Source organism: Runella sp. R5_40 (assembly GCF_057652295.1).
Genome location: NZ_JBYFCH010000045.1, coordinates 1 through 19,223, shown reverse-complemented (window position 1 = coordinate 19,223; position 19,223 = coordinate 1). Strand labels below are relative to the sequence as shown.

14 protein-coding genes are annotated in these 19,223 nt (G+C 45.3%); 7 read left to right on the top strand and 7 right to left on the bottom strand.

Annotation, left to right across the window (positions count from 1 at the left end):
- Window positions 1-309 precede the first annotated feature (309 nt).
- On the top strand, window positions 310-1,149 hold the full coding sequence (locus AC23N5_RS31065; protein ID WP_183971404.1) for a CvfB family protein: 840 nt from the start codon (window positions 310-312) through the stop codon (window positions 1,147-1,149).
- Window positions 1,150-1,306: 157 nt separating this feature from the next.
- Here the strand turns inward: AC23N5_RS31065 and AC23N5_RS31060 are convergent, their stop codons facing one another.
- The 3 genes from AC23N5_RS31060 to AC23N5_RS31050 form a co-directional block, all read right to left on the bottom strand.
- Window positions 1,307-2,983: an amidohydrolase gene (locus tag AC23N5_RS31060; RefSeq protein WP_487758511.1), complete on the bottom strand. Its 1,677-nt coding sequence runs from the start codon at window positions 2,981-2,983 to the stop codon at window positions 1,307-1,309.
- Between the two features lie 331 nt (window positions 2,984-3,314).
- Window positions 3,315-6,209, bottom strand: a complete 2,895-nt coding sequence (locus AC23N5_RS31055) for a M56 family metallopeptidase (protein WP_487758510.1) — start codon at window positions 6,207-6,209, stop codon at window positions 3,315-3,317.
- 1 nt (window position 6,210) lies between these two features.
- Window positions 6,211-6,570 (bottom strand): BlaI/MecI/CopY family transcriptional regulator, encoded by a 360-nt coding sequence (locus AC23N5_RS31050; protein ID WP_028526247.1) that lies wholly within the window; start codon window positions 6,568-6,570, stop codon window positions 6,211-6,213.
- 135 nt (window positions 6,571-6,705) lie between these two features.
- Between AC23N5_RS31050 and AC23N5_RS31045 the strand changes: the two genes are divergently transcribed.
- The 3 genes from AC23N5_RS31045 to yiaK all read left to right on the top strand — a co-directional run bounded on the left by AC23N5_RS31045 (window position 6,706) and on the right by yiaK (window position 11,382).
- Entirely contained in the window at window positions 6,706-9,261 is a 2,556-nt protein-coding gene (locus AC23N5_RS31045) for a M14 family zinc carboxypeptidase (RefSeq protein ID WP_487758509.1), read from the top strand.
- Between the two features lie 343 nt (window positions 9,262-9,604).
- The gene (locus AC23N5_RS31040; protein ID WP_487758508.1) at window positions 9,605-10,342 is read left to right on the top strand and encodes a phytanoyl-CoA dioxygenase family protein; all 738 of its coding nucleotides are present in this window, start codon (window positions 9,605-9,607) and stop codon (window positions 10,340-10,342) included.
- Between the two features lie 20 nt (window positions 10,343-10,362).
- A complete protein-coding gene (yiaK, locus tag AC23N5_RS31035) occupies window positions 10,363-11,382 on the top strand; it encodes a 3-dehydro-L-gulonate 2-dehydrogenase (RefSeq protein WP_487758507.1) in 1,020 nt (339 codons plus the stop codon).
- A 186-nt stretch (window positions 11,383-11,568) separates the two neighbouring features.
- Here the strand turns inward: yiaK and AC23N5_RS31030 are convergent, their stop codons facing one another.
- The 4 genes from AC23N5_RS31030 to AC23N5_RS31015 are packed head-to-tail and all read right to left on the bottom strand — an operon-like array spanning window position 11,569 to window position 15,559.
- Entirely contained in the window at window positions 11,569-12,591 is a 1,023-nt protein-coding gene (locus tag AC23N5_RS31030) for a radical SAM/SPASM domain-containing protein (RefSeq protein WP_183971395.1), read from the bottom strand.
- A 10-nt stretch (window positions 12,592-12,601) separates the two neighbouring features.
- Window positions 12,602-13,339, bottom strand: coding sequence for an HNH endonuclease (locus AC23N5_RS31025; protein WP_487758506.1), 738 nt, complete (start codon window positions 13,337-13,339; stop codon window positions 12,602-12,604).
- The gene (locus AC23N5_RS31020) at window positions 13,336-14,616 is read right to left on the bottom strand and encodes an AAA family ATPase (RefSeq protein ID WP_487758505.1); all 1,281 of its coding nucleotides are present in this window, start codon (window positions 14,614-14,616) and stop codon (window positions 13,336-13,338) included. Before AC23N5_RS31020 ends, AC23N5_RS31025 begins: the two co-directional genes overlap by 4 nt.
- 16 nt (window positions 14,617-14,632) lie before the next feature.
- On the bottom strand, window positions 14,633-15,559 hold the full coding sequence (locus AC23N5_RS31015) for a sugar phosphate isomerase/epimerase family protein (protein WP_487758504.1): 927 nt from the start codon (window positions 15,557-15,559) through the stop codon (window positions 14,633-14,635).
- A 125-nt stretch (window positions 15,560-15,684) separates the two neighbouring features.
- Between AC23N5_RS31015 and AC23N5_RS31010 the strand changes: the two genes are divergently transcribed.
- The 3 genes from AC23N5_RS31010 (at window position 15,685) to tnpC (ending at window position 19,138) form a co-directional block, all read left to right on the top strand.
- Window positions 15,685-16,890, top strand: coding sequence for an AAA family ATPase (locus AC23N5_RS31010; protein ID WP_487758503.1), 1,206 nt, complete (start codon window positions 15,685-15,687; stop codon window positions 16,888-16,890).
- Between the two features lie 12 nt (window positions 16,891-16,902).
- Window positions 16,903-17,670 (top strand): hypothetical protein, encoded by a 768-nt coding sequence (locus AC23N5_RS31005; protein ID WP_487758502.1) that lies wholly within the window; start codon window positions 16,903-16,905, stop codon window positions 17,668-17,670.
- Window positions 17,671-17,737: 67 nt separating this feature from the next.
- The gene (gene tnpC, locus AC23N5_RS31000; protein WP_487758501.1) at window positions 17,738-19,138 is read left to right on the top strand and encodes an IS66 family transposase; all 1,401 of its coding nucleotides are present in this window, start codon (window positions 17,738-17,740) and stop codon (window positions 19,136-19,138) included.
- The last annotated feature ends 85 nt before the right edge of the window (window positions 19,139-19,223 follow it).

The window sequence follows — 19,223 nt, the reverse complement described above, 5'->3', positions numbered from 1 at the left end:
ATCTGCTCGGTGGTGCATCACCAGCAAAAATATGACAAAAATTATACTCGCACGCTTGCATAAACCATAGAAATCCGAGCGATGTCGAATGTGTGGAGAATTGCTCTCGTGGGGAGGGTTGCTCACAACCCGACGAGCGCTGCGAATATCGAGTGTAGAAGGTCGAATGTGAGAAGGGCGCTAACGTGGGGAGGGTTGCCAACGTGAAGAGGGTTGCTCACAACCCGACGAGAAAGCCAGTAAATTACCGCACGAGCGGCTCCGTCGTGCCTCAGAATAACAAAAAAACTAGAAAAAGTAACTATAAATATGGGAAATCGTCGTTTGCGAATGGGACAATACAACCGCTTGAAAGTCATTAAGCAGTTGGATTTTGGGATTTATCTCGATGGATTTGAAGATGAGATTTTGGTCCCCAAACAGTACGTTCCAGCCGATATACAAATCGGGGATTTTTTGGACGTTTTTATCTACCGCGACTCCGAAGACCGTGCCATTGGTACCACACTTGAGCCCTACGGAACGGTGGGCGAGTTTGTGTATTTGACGGTCACGATGGTCACTTCCTTGGGCGTTTTTATGGATTGGGGACTCCCTAAAGACCTTTTTATTCCGTTCAAACAACAGCGGGATAACATGCTCTTGGGTAAAAGCTTCTTGATTTTTATCCACCTCGATACCAAAACCGACCGTATTGTGGGTTCGGCCAAAATTGAACGCTTTTTGGAGGAAGATATTTCGGAACTTTCGGAAGGGATGCAAGTCGATATTTTGCCCTACGAATACACCGACATGGGTATCAAAGCCCTTATCAATCAGCGGCATTTGGGGGTTTTGTACCGCGACGAGGTTTTCAAAAACATCGAATTAGGAAAGCCTACGGTGGGGTATATCAAGAAAATCAGGGAAGACCAGAAGATTGATTTGGCACTGGTAGAGCAGTCGTACAACCGCATCGAAGGCAGTAAAAGTGACCTCTACACCCAACTCCAAGAAGCTCAAGGATTTTTACCTTTTACGGACAAATCAGCTCCCGAATTGATTTATAAAACCTTCGGAATGTCAAAAAAAGACTTCAAAAAAGCCGTGGGCGGATTGCTCAAAGAGCGTAAAATTGAGCTAAAAGACGACGGAATGTACTTGTTGTAAAGCAAAAAGAGCGTGGCCATAGGTCACGCTCTTTTTCACTAATTTCTATTGTTTACCCCAATAGATGTCTTTATATTCAAACGGGAATGTCAGCGTTAATAGGTAGCTACCACCCTAAAGACGCACCTACTGAGGAAAAGGTTGGAATCGTTTTCAATTATTTTTCACTTTCTTTCATTTTTTTCAAATCTTCCTTCTGATCATCACGTAGCGTCGGGTATTTGATGCCCAATTGCTCCAAATACGTTTTGTATTTTGTGGGGTCATAATAATACTTCGACAACTCAGGTTTGAACTTCTCCATGATGTTGCGATTCAAATACACTGCAGGGACTTCTTTGGGCGAAATAAGTGGTTCGTACTTCTGCTCTTTGGTTTGGTCGTTGCGGTAATACTCCCACGCTTCTTTGATGATTTCTGGCTTCAACAGCATGTCTATCAGCGTCATAGCCTCCGCTTTTGCACCATACACAACGCCTTTGTGCGCGATAGGAGTCGCCATTGAAATGGCATTGGCCCAGTGGTGACCTGGCAAGCCAGGTATATTGGAAGGATACCGCAGCACGATGGTGGGCAACGACCACGAAATATCCGCAATGTCGTCAGACCCTCCTCCAATCGACATCATTTGCCCGCCCATCATACGAGTAGGCGCCGAAGCCACTGGCAAGCTAATGGTATCTAGTTTGGTCGCTAACCCCGAAATTTTAGGCGCTTGCAATTCTTTTTGCGAAGCTTTGGCCAGCATTTGATCTTCTTCTGACCACATAGGTAATCCTACTTTTTTGATGTTTTGGTACATGGTCTCGGCAATCGGCTTGTTGAAGTGCCCAGGCCAAGCTGATCCCAAAATTTCGTAGGTAAATTTAGTATCGGTCATCAAGGCCGCACCTTCCGCAACTTTCACCCCGATGTCGAACAATTTTTTGATTTTAGGATAGGTACGTTCGCGGAAATAATACCAAACCGCCGCTTTGGAAGGCACCACGTTGGGTTGGTCGCCTCCGTCCGAAATCACGTAGTGCGAACGCTGCGTTACCTCTAAGTGTTCGCGTCGAAAATTCCAGCCGACGTTCATCAATTCGACCGCATCCAACGCACTCCGACCGCGCCACGGGGCTCCCGCCGCGTGCGCCGCCGCGCCTTCAAAATTGAAACGAACCGAAACAAGGCCGTTGTTTCCTGCATCGCCGTAGCCAACGCCTAAATTATCGCCCACGTGCGTAAAAATACACGCATCCACGTCCTTGAAATAACCATCGCGAATGTAAAATGCCTTCGCTCCTACCAATTCTTCGGCTACGCCTGGCCACAACACCAACGTGCCTGGGATTTTTTCCCGCTCCATGATGTCTTTGACCGCCAACGCCGAAATGATATTGAGGGCTTGTCCCGAGTTGTGCCCTTCACCGTGGCCAGGTGCGCCCGTCACGATGGGGTCTTGATAGGCTACCCCAGGTTTTTGGGACGCTTTAGGAATACAGTCCACGTCGGAGCCAATGGCGATGATGGGCTTACCACTACCCCATTTGGCGAGCCATGCGGTGGGCATGTTGGCAATACCACGTTCGATGGTGAAGCCATTTTTTTGTAGCAATTCAGTCAGATAACGCGAACTTTCAAATTCTTGGAAACCAAGTTCCGAAAAACTGAAGAGCATATCGTTGATTTGCTGTCCCAACTCTGCGCGTTTCTCAACGCCAGCCACGGCCTCTTGTTTGAGTTTTTCGAGGCGGGCTTGTTCGGGGGTAAGTTTGGGCGCTTTTTTGGATTGGGCAAAACTAACCATGCCTAATCCCACCAAAAGCACTGCGGTGTAGAGCGTTTTTTTCATAGTTTGGGTTAAGAAAAAGTGTAACTTACCCAAATGTAGGAAAAAACGCTCATTTTGGCCTATTTTGCCATTAAGTAATAAAGCAAAAGTTTTAGAGTAATTCAAAGCCGCCTCGGTAGAGGCGCAACATTTGTAGTAGCAACAGGTAATTTTTTAATTTTGCTTCGGACAGGGCCGCCTGTGCGGAAGCATAACTTGATGCTTTGTTATGCTTCTCCGAAGCAAAAGGGTTGCATGGATGCCCCTCTACTACTACAAAGGTTGCGCTTCTCCGAAGCAATGTAAACTACTAAAACCCGAAAACTTATGCCCAACTACTTAAAAGTAATTTTTAGCGGGTCGTTTTTAGCGCAATTCCCCCGTCGTATCCGTCAATAAGTGCAGCGTATTGTTCTTCAAATTTGGATTTACAGTCACTTTTTTTCCACGAAACTGCTGAGTAAAACTTACCATCGTAACGATTAATCTCTTCCTCTTGTACGGGTTTTCCATCCAACATGTAAATCAGCTTAGCATTTTTTTCAAAACCCGAAAAAAATGGTTGATCATACACAAAACCTCGCACGACAATCATCATCACCTCATTGCCCTCATTGTTTTTAAGAAAACGCTTACTCAATCGTTTATTCGTCGTATTCAGCATTTTCCTCATGTTTTCTACAGCTAACATTCGTTCTTGTTCCGTTTTGAAAAAGCAATCATCAATCGTTTTTATATCCACCACGCCGTCCACTGCCCGAATTCCGTATTTTAAAATGGCTTTAGAGTCATTTGGCTTTGCTATGTAAGTCATCCCAAATTTACTTGGATCAACGCGCGTCAGGACACTTGCTGGAAATTCTTCTCCATTGATAAAAACTAACGGATTTTCGCCCAATTCATTTGCTGGTAGAAAAGTACGTATGGTATCCACAGGCCCTGAGCGAAGCGATAGTTTCCGATCAAGCTTGGGAGCTGGGACTTTTTTGAAATCAAACGCCTTTCTTTCCATCCACACAATTTTTTCATTTTTCACATCTAACTTGTGTTTCTTTACAAAAGCAGGGTATCGATTGTACTCAGGTTCGAGTATATCCACTTTTTTTATGTAAGATGGCTTTAGCGACTTCACAACTTCCTCTTGCACCTTCATACCATCCAAATAATAAATCGGGGATTTGCCCATCCCAATAACCAAACCCGTTGCGGCAGTCCCCTCGCCCCCACGGGCAAAAATCAACATCTGTTTTATCCCGTCTGTTTTTGATGTAATCTCAACTCGTTTGAAGAAAATATCCTTTGAGCGCATCTCCTGCACAATCTTATTGAATTCTGTATATGAATTTTCATCAGGAAGGCGTTCGTCTTGAGCCGTTTTTTGAGGTTCAAAAGGTTCTAAACGCCCATGCTTTTTCATAGACTCAGTCCAGTCTGAACCAATCTCAATTTTTGCTTTTCCTGTAATCTTATTTATCCTAAGTATCAGCGCTTCATCAAATCTGTCTTTTTCCCCCTTCCCATTATTCCAAGAAACGAAATGTCGAAGGTCATCCAATACGATTGTGTAATTGCCGATTCCTCCATTTTCGTTGTAAAGGTCTAACGTCAGCGAAGCCAGTTCTCCCTCTTTTGTATATTTTTCATCTCTAATTTTCAATTCAAACCCTTCTTCCTTGAAATACCTTTGTACTTTTTGAAGAGTTGGAATAGAAATTTTGTCAGGATAGACCGTGTATTTAATTTGGTCTTGGCTAAGTTTTAACATTGACATCTCCCCAACTACTCCACCCGCCTCATGCTCCTTAGCATTCTTAGTACATTGGCTGATTTTGAGAGATTTGTCACCATAAATCAACGCTATCTGTGGTTTCCAATATGGATTTCTTATACTAATCTCCAAATAACCACCTTGTTTACCCAATTCTCTGGCTTTGACCATATCAATCGCTTCAGGCTTGGTAGATTGGTTGGTTTTTAGATTTTTAACGGCTAAACTAATTTTATCTAGTTTACCATTCGAATCAAAAGAATGTTCTAGCACTTCAACTTTTACCTTCCACCGATTACCAATCAACCGATTGACTTCAGCAATATCTTTGAGATTCATGGAATTAGGATTCACAACGTAATATACCCCGCCTGATTCCAGCATACACAAGTCATTCAATGTCAGATTACTTTCACCGAAAGCCTCCATTGATTCCATATTTTGTTGCTTAAAATACCACCAAACATGTTTATCATGAACTCTCAAAGGATACGTTTTCGCGGGTACTTCTTTGGGGGTAGTCGTTGCTGATAGTTCGTTATATATAAGCACTTCTTTACGCGGCGCAAAGGCCAAAACTCCCGCTACTCCCAGCGGTAATCCAAAAGCATACAATAGTTTTTTCATGGCAGAAGTTGGTTTTTGAAATAAAAAATGAATACGGTTTGTGACGGGATGTTTTCCAAAAGAATGGACCAGAGAATGTGACGATTGGGTCGCCAATTTCAAAATCAAATAAGCGTAGGTTTTGGCATCAAAGCGAGCCGCTAGCTGCGCATCTACCTCATATTCATGGATTTCGGCAAGCGATTTTTTATAGAAATATATGGCGGGATTAAACCATAAAATCACTTTACATAGCTCAATCAGCAGCACATCTACGGAATGAAACAGCCGAGCGTGCATTTGCTCGTGCAACAACACTTGCTGTGTTTCTTCTTCGGTGAGCGCCTGTGAATTCATAAAGACAACCCCAAAAAACGAGGCAGCAGTAAAAGGTTCCGATACTTCTACCCAGTCTTTGTTGGCGTCGTTTTGGCATTTTTTGCTCAAAAGTGCAATTTTCGATAGTCGTCGGGTCAACACAACCAAAGACACCAAAAGACCCATAACGTACCCCACTATACTCCCTTGTTCCCACGTCAGCGTTGCTAACCAATGCTTCTTTTCAGGGAGAGGCTCATTTTTATTTAATTCACTACTAATCAAGTCACTAGACTTCACATCCAACGATTGGGCACTTTGCTCAACCACCTCACGTTGTGGCTCAGCGACAGGTTCTTGCGCTACGGGAACGACGTCCACAATTCGCTTTTGCTCTATTTCTACCCACGGAATCATAAAACTCAACCCTAAAGTCAGCAGCAGGTAAATTCGATTGAGACGATGAAAGGTAAATCGTCGAAATACGAAATAGTACAACCCATAAAATAGCCCCAAACAGGCCGACACTTTGAGCAAATAGAGCAAGAGCAGCATCTTACTGGTTGTTTATAAATTGGCGAAGTCGTTCTATTTCAGCCGCGTCCAACGTTTTGTCATTGACCATAAACGACAATAAACTAGCGGGTGAATTATCAAAATAATTGGCCAATACCTTGTGAAAGGTTTGTTTTCCGTACGACTCTTTGGGGATGATAGGAAAGTATTCGTACGTCTTTCCGTAGGCTTTAAACCCAACAAACCCTTTTTTCTCCAAAATACGAACGACCGAAGAAATCGTGTTGTAAGGTGGCTTAGGCTCGTCGTCGAGTCGCTCAATAATGTCTTTGACAAAGCATCGTTCCAAATCCCAAATGATTTGCATGATGCGCTCTTCTGTGCGTGTTAGTTCTTCCATGCCTCAAACTTACACCTGATTTTTCAGTTATACAACTGTTTTATCAGTTTTATTTAAAAAAGTTTTCAATAACCTGAAATACGTATATTTGTCTATTGCCCTTCTAACTTCACTTCAAACCATTTACTTACTCGTATGAGTCAACTTTTTCTTGCCTTTTTTATGGGCGTGACCCTGTGCCTTCATGCCCAAAACGGTTACTTTTTCCCCAACAAAAAATTTAATCCTTCGATACCCACCCCCGAACAGTTTTTGGGGCACGCGATTGGCGATTACCAAACCCGCTACGACCGCTTGGTGGCTTACCTGTACGAACTCGACCGCCTGTCGGAGCGCGTGCAGGTGAAAGTCATTGGAGAAACCTACGAAAAGCGCCCACATTTGGTTGTATTTTTTTCGTCGCCCGCCAACATGGCCAAGTTGCCCGAATTACAAAACGAGCACTTAAAACTCACCGACCCCAACGCGGCCATGCCCGACGTAGCCAAAATGCCCGTTTTTGTTCAGCTCGGGGCCAACGTTCACGGCAATGAGACGTCGGGAGGAGAAGCCATGATTTTGGCGGCGTATTATTTTGCTGCCAGTGAAGACGAAGACGCCAAAAAGATGTTGGACGAATCGGTGGTGTTGATTGAACCCGTGCTCAACCCCGACGGGCGCGACCGTTTTGTGAGTTGGGTCAACCAACACCGTGGCACTCCTCTGGTATCCGACAACAACGACCGCGAACACCTCGAAGTATGGCCTGGCGGCCGCACAAACCACTACTGGTTTGACCTCAACCGCGACTGGTACTTAGCTGTCCACGTCGAAAGCCAGAACCGCTTGAAGTTTTACCACCAATGGCTCCCCAACGTCGTCACCGACCACCACGAAATGGGCACTAACGCCACTTTTTTCTTTGAACCCACCAAAGAAAACGCCGAAAACCCACTCGTGCCGCAGTACGTTTATAAAACCCTCAACGGGAAATTTGCCAAATACTACGAAAAAGCCTTGAACTCCATTGGGTCGTTTTATTATACCAAAGAGTCGTTTGATAACTTGTACCCAGGCTACGGCTCCAGCTACCCCGACATGGAAGGTGGACTGGGGTTGTTGTTTGAACAGGCAAGCTCGCGGGGTTTTGTACAAGACAGCCCCAACGGCCCCGTTACCTTCGCGTTTACGATACGCAACCAACTCGTTTGCGCCTTGGCGACCTGCCAAGCTGCCGTGGACGAGCGCCCAAATTTGCTCAAATTCCAACGTGAGTTCTTTGCTTCGGCCATTTCGGAAGGGAACAAAAACGCCATCAAAGGCTACGTAGTAGGTGAAAATGTGGACGCAACGCGCCTACGCCGTTTTACGCAAACGCTGTTGCACCACCACATCGAATGTTACCAATTGACCGACAACCTCACCATCGACGGAAAGGTATATGAAAAAGGGAAAGCCCTCTTTGTTCCCACTGCTCAGCCCCAGTACCGCCTCGTGCAAAGTGTGTTTGAGAAACCTACCAAATTTGCCGATAGCCTTTTTTATGACGCTTCAGCGTGGAACTTACCGTTAGCGTTTGGATTAGCCCAAGGCGAGGTTCGTACACCAATTACAAAGGGAGCGCGCATTGGCCAAGAGTTTGTGCAATCGACGGTAACTATTCCTACCAAATCACCCTACGCTTACTTGCTCGACTACTCCGATTTTATGGCGACCAAAGCGCTATATCGTTTGGTAAGTCAAGGTATTTTGGTCAAAGTTGCCACCAAATCATTTAAGATTGGGGACAAATCGTACAGCCACGGGGCGTTGATGGTGCCCGTTGAAACCCAAAACCTTTCGCCCGATGCTCTTTACGAAGCCATCAAAGCGGCTGGCCAGGAAGCAGGCGTTTCGTTTGTAGGTGTACCGACGGGTTATAGCCAAATGGGGGTCGATTTGGGAAGTAACACTTTCCAAAAAGTAACCAAACCCGAAGCGCTCATTGCGGTGGGTCAGGGGGTAAATGGCAACGAAGTAGGCGAAGTGTGGTATTGGCTCGATACGCACGTAGGAATGCCTATTACTAAAGTCGATGTCGGGATGCTTCCACGGCTCAACCTCAGCAAGTACAACGTCATTGTGCTGGTTTCGGGACAATACGACCGTGCGCTCGCGCCTAAAATCAAGCAATGGGTAGCCAACGGCGGTACGCTCGTAACCCTTAAAACGGCTTCCGAATGGGCGATTCGCAGCGACATTGTCAAAGAGAAATTACGGACAAACACCAAGGCCGATTCGGCAGCACTGGCCAAACGCGGGCGTATTAACTACGAAGATGCCGTCGCTTCGGAAGGCTCAAAAAATACAGGAGGAGCCATTTTTGAGGCTGATTTGGACATTACGCACCCCATTGGCTTCGGCTACAAAAACCGCAAAATTGCCCTTTATCGCAACAATAATACCTTTTTAGAACCCTCAGCGAGTCCTTATAACACGGTGGTTCAATATTCCGACAAGCCCTATTTGACGGGCTATGTACATCCTCAATCGTTGAAAAAAATCAGCAGTTCCGCCGCCGTTGTTATAGCTCCAGAAGGAAGCGGGCGCGTCATTCTTTTCTCCGACAACCCCAGTTTCCGTGGAATTTGGTACGGGACCGAAAAGATGTTTTTCAACGCGTTGTTTTTCGGTGCCAACATCACTACGCCTAACCCATTGGGCGGGGAATAAGCTCACTGTGTGTCAGGGTACTCATACCCTGACCATTCGACGCAAAAGGCGGGTTGGGAGCAACCCGCTTCACGGTGTGTCAGGGTACTCATACCCTGACCATTCAGCACAAAAGGCGGGTTGAGAGCAACCCGCTTCACAGTGCGTCAGGGTACTCATACCCTGACCATTCAGCACAAAAGGCGGGTTGGGAGCAACCCGCTTCACAGTGCGTCAGGGTACTCATACCCTGACCTTTCGACGCAATAGGCGGGTTGGGAGTAACCCGCTTCACGGTGCAGTAGAAATGTTCCCGTTTTGGTTTCTACTATTTTATAAACGCTGCTTTTAACGACAGTAAACAATGCTTACCAAGGAAGAAATTGAGTTTTTGGACACCAACGGTTACCTTAACTTAGGGCAGTTACTTACCCCCGAACAAGTAAAACAAGTCAACGACCGACTTGCGGAGTTGATGAACAACGAAGGTGAAAATGCGGGGTCGGAATTGGCCGATTCCAAATACATTCGTCACCCCAAAGAAGAAGGGGCCGACCGCTTGGCCGATTTGGTCAACAAAGGCTCCGATTTTGACATTTTTTACACGCATCCACGGGTATTAGCAGGAATTGAAGCCGTTTTGGGGCACGAATTTAAGTTGTCGTCGCTCAATTACCGTGCCGCCAAGCCTGGGAAAGGCCATCAAAAACTCCACGTCGATTGGCGCAATGCCGTCGCCGACGGTTCTTTTAAGGTGTGCAACAGCATTTGGTTGTTAGACGATTTTACGGAACAAAACGGCTCCACCCGCATCGTTCCCAAAACCCACAAGGGCAGCGCCCTGCCCGACGAAGCTATGGCCGACCCCAACGACAAACATCCCGACGAAATTCGCATCATTGCGCCTGCGGGTTCGGTATTTATTTTTAATTCGCACGTTTGGCATGGGGGCACGACCAACTTCACCGACCGCGACCGTCGCAGCATACACAGTTATTTTTGTACCCGCGACCAACCTCAGCAAATTGACCAAAAGCGCTACATTACCCAAGAAACAAGTGAACGTATTGGGGAAGTAGGTCGCCATATTTTAGACGTGTAACTAACTGAAAAAGAAGACTTATGTCAACTCCCAAACTCCTTACCATTCCTGCGGATAAAATGCACAAAACGCTCAAACGGATTCTTTTGCAACATCAATTCCCCAAAAAAAGAGCCGAAGAATGTGCCATGACTTTTACGCAGAATAGTGTTGACGGAATCTATACCCACGGCATCAACCGTTTCCCTCGCTTCATCCAATACGTTCGCAACGGTTATGTGATTCCCGACGCCAAACCGACGATAGTTCACCGTTTTGGGGGCATTGAGCAGTGGGATGGAAATTTGGGAGCGGGGCCTTCCAACGCCATTTTCGCTACTGAACGTGCCATGAAATTGGCCCAAAAACACGGGATCGGATGCGTAGCGTTGGCCAATACTAACCACTGGATGCGCGGTGGGGCGTACGGCTGGCAAGCAGCGAAAGCGGGTTTTGCGTTCATCGGCTGGACCAATACCACCGCCAACATGCCTGCATGGGGAGCCACCAATCCCAAACTAGGCAACAATCCGTTGGTATTTGCCGCTCCCTACGGCGACGAAGCCATCGTGCTCGACATGGCCATGTCGCAGTATTCGTTTGGAGCAATGGAATTGGCCGTTATGAAAAATGAAAAGCTGTCGGTCGTAGGAGGTTACGACAAAGACGGGAACCTCACCGACGAGCCTGACAAAATTTTGGAGTCGTGGCGGTCGTTGCCCGTTGGTTTTTGGAAAGGCGCTGGACTTTCGTTTTTGTTGGATGTCTTGGCCGCTACTTTAGCCAATGGATTAGCCACGCACGAAATCACGCAAAAGCCCGCCGAAATGGCTTCTTCTCAGATTTTTATTGCGCTCGATTTGTCGAAACTAAGCAACTTTTCAAGCATTTCTTCAACCATTGACGCCATTATTGAAGATTATAAAACCTCCGTTCCCATCAAAGAGCAAGGCCACGTAAGCTACCCAAGCGAGCGAGTACTAGCCACCCGACTCAAAAACAGTCAACAGGGAATTCCTGTACTGGAAAACGTCTGGAAAGAGGTGACGGGATTTTTATAAGTGCTAAAGCACAAGTTAACAGTTAATCGTTACCCGTTCAAAGTCAACGAATTGCACAAAAGAAAATACCCCGAAGCTATTGCTCTGCAACTTAAAAGGCAAGTTTACAATTGGCAAGGGCAAATTGCAAGCTTGCCTCATTTGCCCACTTGCTCCTTGCCTTATTTGCTCATTTGCCCCTTACCTCTACGCCCACACCTGCGTTCCTTCGGTGCAATTTTTACACATTTCAATTTCAGAACGGGAGCGAATCAGAGCTTGACGAAAATCGGTGTAGGCTTTACTTTGCCAAAGGGTTTGAAAAGAAGTTTCAGACACGTCGCCAAGACGATAATGAGCGTCTTTATCGAAGCAGCAAGGCACTACTTTCCCATCCCACGTAATGACACACGAATGCCACATTTTCCAACAATGTCCGTCGAGGCTATTCTTGATTCGGTAGGTGCCGTCGGTATTTTGGGCATAGCGAGAGTACTTATCAATCGTCGGGATAAGCGGGTCGCCTTGCTCGTATTCGTAAATTTGAGCGGTTTTAAAGCCTATTTCATCCACCCCAATTTCTTTTGCGAGGCGTTTGGCATCTTCAATTTGGTGTTCGTTGGGACGCACGACCAAAAACTGAAAAACAACGTGTGGCGTTTTCGAGCGGAGTTGCTTCTTCCATTTTAAGATGGTACGCGTTCCTTCCAACACTTTTTCTAACTTCCCTCCTACTCGGTACTGCTGATACACCTCCTGCGTTGTGCCGTCGATGGACACAATCAAACGGTCGAGGCCGCTTTCCACCGTGCGACGGGCCGCTGCATCGGTTAAGTAATGTGCATTGGTGGAAGTAGCGGTATAAATCCCTTTTTTGGAGGCATAACTGACCAATTCCAAAAACTTAGGATGCAAGTAAGGTTCCCCTTGAAAATAAAAAATGAGGTACAAAAGAGTATCAGCAAGTTCGTCGATGGTGCGTTTGAACAAATCACCGTCCAACATTCCCGTAGGCCGCGTAAACGACCGCAAACCGCTGGGGCATTCGGGACAGCGCAAATTGCACGAAGTGGTAGGTTCAAACGAAATACTCATCGGAAGTCCACGATGCAAGGCTTTGCCCGTGGACTTCGATTCGTAGAAGCTATAAATAACTTTGAGGGCGTTCCAAACCCGCTTGCGCGTGAGTTTGGATAAAAAATTCAGCCCATCTTGTAGGTTGCGATTCATGGAGTGGTTGTTAAAAATCAGCGGGGTTTCGACGCTTGAGCCTATACCCTTGTTGTTCATCAAAGCAATCGACCGCCGTATTTGGAAATGCTTCTATAAGCGCTTTTACTACTGTGGGTACTTCCGAAAAAACTTCGTACCAAACCATAAAAAAGCCTTTTGAAATAGCTGCCGTTTGAAGTAGTTTCAAAAACGCAGGAGTAGTTTGTCCCCAACTATCCCATTCATTTCGCCAGTACTTAGCCATTTGTAGGGCTTCAAAACGATATTTCCACCGCAAATCCGTTGCCCGAGGGGTCACTACCACTTTATCTAGCTGGCAGAGATTAACGGTATTTTGACCTTTAATCACTTGAGCAGGCATCAAACCCGATTTGACCGTAATAATACAGGCATTTTTATTACGATAAGAAACATTTCTTGTTTCGAATGCCAATATTGTATTGTGAAAATCGGGTAGATAATGGGTATTCGTTCCACACGGATTATTACTTTTGGCTCTATTACACGGCCCACACGCTAGCACCATGTTATCCCACGCCAGCAAAGAACCTTGGGGCTGATTAGGCCGGGAATTTTTAGGTACTACGTGCTCCACTTGAGGACTATCGTTTAGTACCATGTCGCAGTACGAGCAATAGTTCCCAATTCGTTCCACCAAGTCCATTCGCCAATCCTTGTAGTCACTCACTACTTTCACCTGCCCGTTTTCGTCGATAGGCACTGGCCCACGAAAAATAGGTCTCATAGTGGTTGTTCAGGATTAAGTTGCTTTTTAAGCTTCTTCATTTGAAGCAGTGCCCTCATTGCGGGGTCGGCTATTTGGGCTTCTATTTCATTCAATGTATCTCGCGTGGTGGATTCAGCTAATGTACCCGTTTCTAATGTCTCAAAATACGTTTTACTTAGCTGTTCTTGCTGAGTGTTTTCAATACTGTAAGCACTTTCTACGCCCATTATTTCTTGAGCCACTTCCTCGACGGTCAATTCTTTGGGCGACACATCCGAAACAGCATCCAAATTGATTAACTCATTGCTATTCAGTGACTGTACAATAAAAGGCGAATGGGTCGTAGCGACAAATTGTATATTCGGGAAAGCCGTTTTTAAGTCATTGACTACGTGCCGTTGCCAATTGGGGTGTAAGTGCATATCCAATTCGTCAATCAGCACAATACCTTTACTTTGCCTTACAGCCTCTTCTCCTAAATGGCTATTGAGTATGACACAACGGTAGGCAATCTCAGCGACAAGTCCCGCCATGGTACGCAAACCGTCGCTGAGGTAATACAGTGGCATCTTGCTCGATTGCCCATCGGGCGTAAGAAGTGTTCCGAACAAATCATCGGTATCTTCATCCCACTCCTCCGCTGTCCAGTTGGGAATACACGTACTTATTGCCTCCAAAACAGCCTTCAAAAGCCCTTGCGAGTCGATTCCCTTGAGCTGTTTATAGTAGTTACTTTTTATCCACTCCATCGGAGTGATACGGTCGGAGCGTTGGTCAAGGCAGCGAGCATAGCCGTCTTTCAAACGAGACCCTTTCGTTTTCAGCTTAAACGTCTGTTTTGATTCTGCCCATAGTCGTGCTGTACTAAAAAATCCAAGCACAGGGAGATTTACTTTTTCTTCCAAATTTTCATTCACCCGTTGTTCTATCACTTGCGCAAAGCCAATTAGTTCATTAGCATCGGCAGAAGTGGTACGTCCGTCGAGCGTATTTTTGCTTCGTTTCCAAGCCACAGGTTGTCCATAAAAATCCCCCTTTACCATGAACTCACAGGGGAATTGGGGCACAAATCGTGTATTCAAATCAACCCTACGAATATCTTCTGAAAGAATATGAATCCTTTCGGCCTCCTTCAACCCCAGCAAAAAAGTCCCCGCTGCCACCTTTAGTGATTGCAACAGCGTGGACTTTCCCTTTCCATTTTCCCCAATGACTACAGTAAAAAGGCTAGGGAACTGAACGGTCTGCTCTTGAAAATTACGAAAATTTCGTAGCGTGATTTCTTCGATTCTCATGGAAATGTTTTTTGGATTAACCCAAAAACTGGCGCAAATAGTTTCGGCTGGTCAAAATCGCGGACTTCACATCTTCGATGCTGCCTTCATACGCCTTGTCTTCTACCTCAATACACACAGGACCACGGTAGCGCACGTCGGTCAGGGCCGCAAAGAATTTTCGCCAATTGACATCACCCAAGCCTGGGAGTTTGGGGCTATGGTATTCGAGCGGATTGGCCATAATTCCTACGCGGTCGAGCTTATCTTTATACACTTTTGCGTCTTTGAGGTGGATATGGTGCAAGCGGTCTTTATAATCATAAATTGGCTTGGCTTCGTCCATCATCTGCCAAATCATGTGCGACGGATCGTAGTTCAGTCCTAAAATAGGACTTGGAATAATTTCAAACATTCGGTCCCAAATCGCGGGCGTCGTAGCCAAATTTTTGCCTCCAGGCCACTCGTCGTTGGTAAAAAACATGGGGCAATTTTCGATACCAATCTTCACGTTATGTTCCTCGGCAAGCTTGATAATTTCGGGCCACACTTGGCCAAAAGTCTTGAGGTTTTCGGTCACATTTTTGGACGGGTCACGCCCAACAAACGTATTGACATTCTGCAAACCTAGCTTTGCCGCCGCCTTAATGAGGGTTTTGATGTGCTCACGGAAATAAGCTGCCTTTTCGGCATCGGGGTCCATGGGGTTGGGATAATAGCCCAAGCCCGAAATCGTAATTCCTTTTTCTTTGGCATAATACACCAAATTTTGGGCGTAGGCGCTGTCGGTCAGCACCCGCTCGGCGTTGATGTGCGCCACCCCCGCATAGCGGCGCGCATCGGCATTATCGGAGGGCCAGCACATCATTTCTACACACGAAAAGCCGTGGTTGGCGGCAAAATCAATCACGTGTTCGTACCCAAAATCGGCCAAGATGGCACTCACAAATCCAAGTTTAAGCATGTTTTGAAATGGTTAATCTGTTTTTGTTGCAACTTACAAAAAAGGGAGAGATTGGCCATAATTACCCAGCTATCTAGCAGGAGTAACAACTTTTACTATTTTTGTTGAAAGAATCAATGAATCCCATGCATACACCTGAGGACTTTCCCTATATTACCCATATCCACGTAAACGATTGCTATACATATCAAAACTTTGACATTCTCCTTAACGACGATAAGCCGTTCTCGCATTTGGTTCTGACGGGGAGAAATGGCTCAGGAAAAAGTACAATTTTAAGTTCTTTGGATAGCCACTTGTTTCAATATTACTCTAGTACGGGTCCAGGTGAACATATCCGCCAACTTGAAGGACTCGCAAAAGCAAACCCCAAAACACCAAAAATTTCTAGGTGGAAGGTAGAAATACAACAAATCAAAAACATCGATATAGGTTTTAATAACGAGCCGTCCTTATTGAATTCAAAGTATATCACCTATTCCTTCCTAAAGTCTAGCCGCCAAAGCAAACCCGAAAAAGTAACTACGGTCACGCAAGAAATAGAGTTTTTGGAACAACTGAACCAAGAAAATTCGTCTGAATTCTTTGTAAAACAATTCAAGCAGTACCTCGTCAACAAGAAGGTCAATCAAGCCTTTGATATTTTAGACAATAACAAAGAGAAAATTGCCGAAACGGAACGTTTTTTCCAGTTGATAACAAATAGTTTACAGCGGATTTTGGAGGATTCTGCTCTTGAATTGGTGTTTATGAAAGAGAATTTCGACTTTGAGATTCAGCTTTCAAGTGGCCAACGAATTACGTTCGACCATCTTTCTGACGGATTTTCTGCGTTGGTAAGCATTCTTATGGATTTATTTATGCGCGTCGATATTATCCGTAAGGAAGTAAAAGACTTTAGCTACAATCCATGTGGAATTGTTTTAATTGACGAGCCCGAAACGCATTTGCATCTAAAACTGCAATACGAGGTAATGCCTTTGCTTACCAGCTTATTCCCCAATATTCAATTTGTAGTCGCCACCCACTCTCCTGCGGTTGTTTCAAGCCTGGAGAAGGCAACCATTTTTGACCTTACGACCAAAACTACTGAATCTGAACGAGTTGTGGGAAGCAGCTTTTCTGAGCTTATGGTTTCGCATTTTGGACTTGATAATGAATACTCAAATATTGCCGATGATATTTTTGAACAAATCAACCATATCGTTAAAACGGAGGCTAATCCACAAAAACGTAAAGAAAGATTACAAGAAGTATTGACAGAAAATGAAGCTTACTTATCACCTGCTATGCAGTTGGAGTTAGAATCTATGATTTTAGAAATACAATAGACCACCATCGCGATGATTAATATCCGACGTGGTGCGGCACCTGCATCACTGCAAACAATCCAAATTAAAAATTACCTTGATGAGTTGATTGCGTACAAAAACCATCCAGAGGATGAACGCAAAAAACTAAGCAAACCTGAATGTAACGTTGATTACCGTAGCGAAGATTTATTTGAGGCTTTCGACCGCGATTTTTTTGCTAAATGCTACCTAACCGAGAAACGTTACGAAAATTCATGGGCAATGGATGTGGAACATTTCAAAGCAAAGGCATTTGCACAACACCCTGAGCTCAAATACGAGTGGACTAACCTCTACCCTGCCGACCATGACGCGAATATGCTAAAACCTCGTAAAGATCCAGAAGGAGGGTATTTAGACCCTTGTGCTGACGAGGATGATGTAGAAAAAGAGATTTTATACACAACTTTATTTGGAGGAGAAACCGCTTTTAAAGCACGGGACAGCAATAATCTAAAAGCAGTAAATACCGCACAGCTTTTAGATAAAATTCATAATGGAGGCGATGAAGCATCCAAGAAGAAAACCGCTCATCTACGTCATTTAATTGCAAAAAAGCGAGATGAAATTTTAACTACAATCATCCAATGGCAAGGAGCTCAGATAAATTCGAACGAACAAGATAAATTTGAAGCTGAAACTAAACTCAAAAAACTCCTCTCTCGAAGGTCATCTTTTACGATGCTCATGCGTTCATTAAGTGCCTTACGAATACATATTCCCCCACATTTTTGGGAGTGTAATACAAACTCTGTCTAATGATTATTTTTGGCCAAATTTAGTTTTTTCGTAACTATTTAGGTACGCTATTTGCATAGGTGAAATTATGGAAGAGTTGGTCAAAGAAATATCAGAGTTGAAGGCGTCAGTAAACCGCTTACTGCTTCGTATTGAGGAGTTAGAGGCGGAAAATGCGGACTTGCGTCGTCAACTTGGTCAAAACTCTTCCAACTTACACAAACCACCTTCCAGCGAAGGTTATTCCAAGAAGCCTCTGATTAAAGCAGCGCTTGCAAAATCGTCAGGCAAAAAGCCAGGGGGCCAGCATGGTCATGCAGGCAAAACCCTTCAATTGGTAGAGCATCCTGACGAGATTCATATTCATAGTGCTACCCACTGTGGCAACTGTGGCCTTGCTTTACAAGGTGATGGACAAGTGGTTTGCCGCCGTCAGGTGTTTGATTTACCAGCTACTCATTTGTGGGTAAGCGAACACCAAGTGGTGGCTCACCGTTGTTCATGTGGCCACAAGCAAGTTGGTGAGTTTCCTTCGGATGTAGTGGCGCCAGTTCAATATGGTGCTCGCATTCATGCCCAAAGCATTGTGCTCAATGTTGATTATCGTTTACCCTTCTCAAAAATAAGCCAATTATGGGCTGATTTGACGGGTTATGCCTATAATCCTGCTACCCTAAGCAATGCTCAAGCCAAGCTTTATCAACAGTTAGCTCCGATTGAATTTCAAATTAAAGAGCAGCTTAAAGCAGCCCCTGTCTGCCACTTTGATGAAACGGGGCTACGCATTGAAGGGGGCCTAAAATGGCTTCATTTAGCTAGTAACCATCTACAAACATACTTTTTTGTTCACGACAAACGAGGTCAACAAGCCCTTTTGTCTGAGGACAGTATTTTTTCCGAATGTGTGAATTGGACGGTTCATGACTGTTGGGCTTCTTATTTTACAGTGGGCAAAGGGCGGCACAGCCTCTGTGGAGCGCATTTATTACGAGAACTGCAAGCCCTCATTGACCAAGACCGCCAGTGGGCTAAAGCTATGCACGAGTACTTAATGGATGCCTATCGAATAACTCGACATGGCCCGATTCCTGCTGACCAACAGCCACATTGGCGAAGCCGCTACCAGCAAATTTGCCAACAGGCTGACCAAGAGGAACATCCCCCTATCTGCTTTATCAAATCGAATGGCCGCTTGGGCAGAGCCAAAAGGACGACTGGGCGTAACTTATTACAGCGCTTGATGCTGCATCAAGAGGCCGTGCTTGCATTTGCATTCGAGTCAGGGGTACCCTTCACCAATAATCAGGCCGAGCGTGACCTAAGAGCCGCCAAGGTAAAACAGAAAATCAGTAATTGCTTCCGAAGTATCGGTGGGGCTAATGTCTACGCCCGTATCGCTGGTTTCATTTCTACAATCCGAAAAAGGAACCAAAACATCATTCGTAAGATCGAAACTGTTCTACAAGGTACTTTTGAATGGGCTACCTAAACAGTTACGTTTTTTCTTTCGATTTCAAATGCTTTTTTGTTTTGTTATTTGTCTAGTCAAGGGCGGCTGAGGAACGAGGCCGTTT